This is a genomic window from Mycolicibacterium chubuense (assembly GCF_001044255.1).
In the GTDB taxonomy this organism is placed as follows: Bacteria; Actinomycetota; Actinomycetes; order Mycobacteriales; family Mycobacteriaceae; genus Mycobacterium; species Mycobacterium chubuense.
In genome coordinates this window covers 1-1,265 of the sequence record NZ_JYNX01000044.1, presented here as the reverse complement: position 1 = coordinate 1,265, position 1,265 = coordinate 1, and the positions used below count along the sequence as shown (strand labels likewise).

General features: G+C 76.2%; 1 protein-coding gene. It reads right to left on the bottom strand.

Annotated elements, in window-relative coordinates; genetic code table 11:
* The coding region (locus MCHUDSM44219_RS17180; RefSeq protein ID WP_048419475.1) for an Hsp70 family protein at positions 1–1,265 on the bottom strand (1,265 nt) is incomplete at both ends.

The following is a 1,265-nucleotide window of genomic DNA, read 5'->3' as shown; positions in this document are numbered from 1 at the left end:
GGGGGGGCCGGAGCAGGCGCCGCGGGGGCCGGTGCGGGTTGCGGAGCGGCCTGCTTGGCCACCACCTGCTGCGGCGGTGGTGCCGCCGGGGCGGGTGCGGCTGCCGGTTGCGGTGCGGGTGCCGCGGCCACCACGGTCTGGGTCACCGGATCGGGAGGCGGCGGCGCGGCGGACTGGGCCGCCGGCTCGAGGGCGTGGGTGGCGACAGGCGTGCTGATGTCCGACACACCGGTCGCCACAGTGCCGTCCCCGCGGGCGATCTCGGCGGTCAGCACCACCCCGGCGACAGCGACGGCGGCCACGCATGCGGCGCCGGCGAGCCACACCGGCGAGCGCCGCCGCCGGCTGTGCGCGCGCTCCTGCGCGGAAGCCTCGTGGTCGAAGTACACCTCGGGCCGGGCAACGACAGCGCGGGGCAGCGCGAATTCCGTGGCGGCCTCGTCGTCGGGCTCCTCGGCCGACCATGCCAGCGGCGTCGCGGCGGGGGCGAGCATGGTCGCCGCAGCCGGCGCCAGCGCGGTGGGCGCCTCGTACGCGGCGGACCGCACGGCGATCAGTTCCGCGCCGATCGCGGCAGCAGCCTGGGCATGCGGTGTGGTGATCACCGGGCAGCGCAACGCTTCGGAAAGCCGTTGCGTGACAAGGGGTATACGGGCCCCACCGCCGACAGTGACGACGGCCGCGAGGTGGGCGGGCGCGACACGGTGCCGGTGCAGCAGGTCGAGAAGAGCGACGACCAGCCGGTCGAGCGGACCGGCGATCACCGCCTGCAGCTCGGCCCTGGTGACCCGGATCGTGGTGTGCGGACCGGCGAGCGCCGTCGCCGTCGCGTCGGACAGCCGTTCCTTGGCGGCACGGCACTCGGCCCGCAGGTCGATCAGAGACGCCACGGCGGATGTCCCGGACGGGTCGGCGTCGAGGCCGTCGACGACGTGCCGCAGCAGCGCCTGGTCGACGAGGTCGCCGGAGAACTCCTCGCAGCGCACGGTCTGCCCGATCACGGCGAGATCGTTGCCGGCGTCGGCCAGTGTGATGTTCGTGCCGGAGGCGCCGAGGTCGCAGAGCACGACCACGCCCCGCGCAGGCAGGCCGACATCCGCGGCCGTGGCCATGAGCGCGGCGGTCGCGTCGGAGACCACGTGCAGATGCGGCGCCTGCGCGCGCAAGGCCGCGACTGCTGCGTCGGACCAGTGGGCCGGCACCGCGACCGCCGCCACGTCGGGCCGGCGCCGGGGTGCGGCACGCCGGGTCGCCGTCGGCGGTCC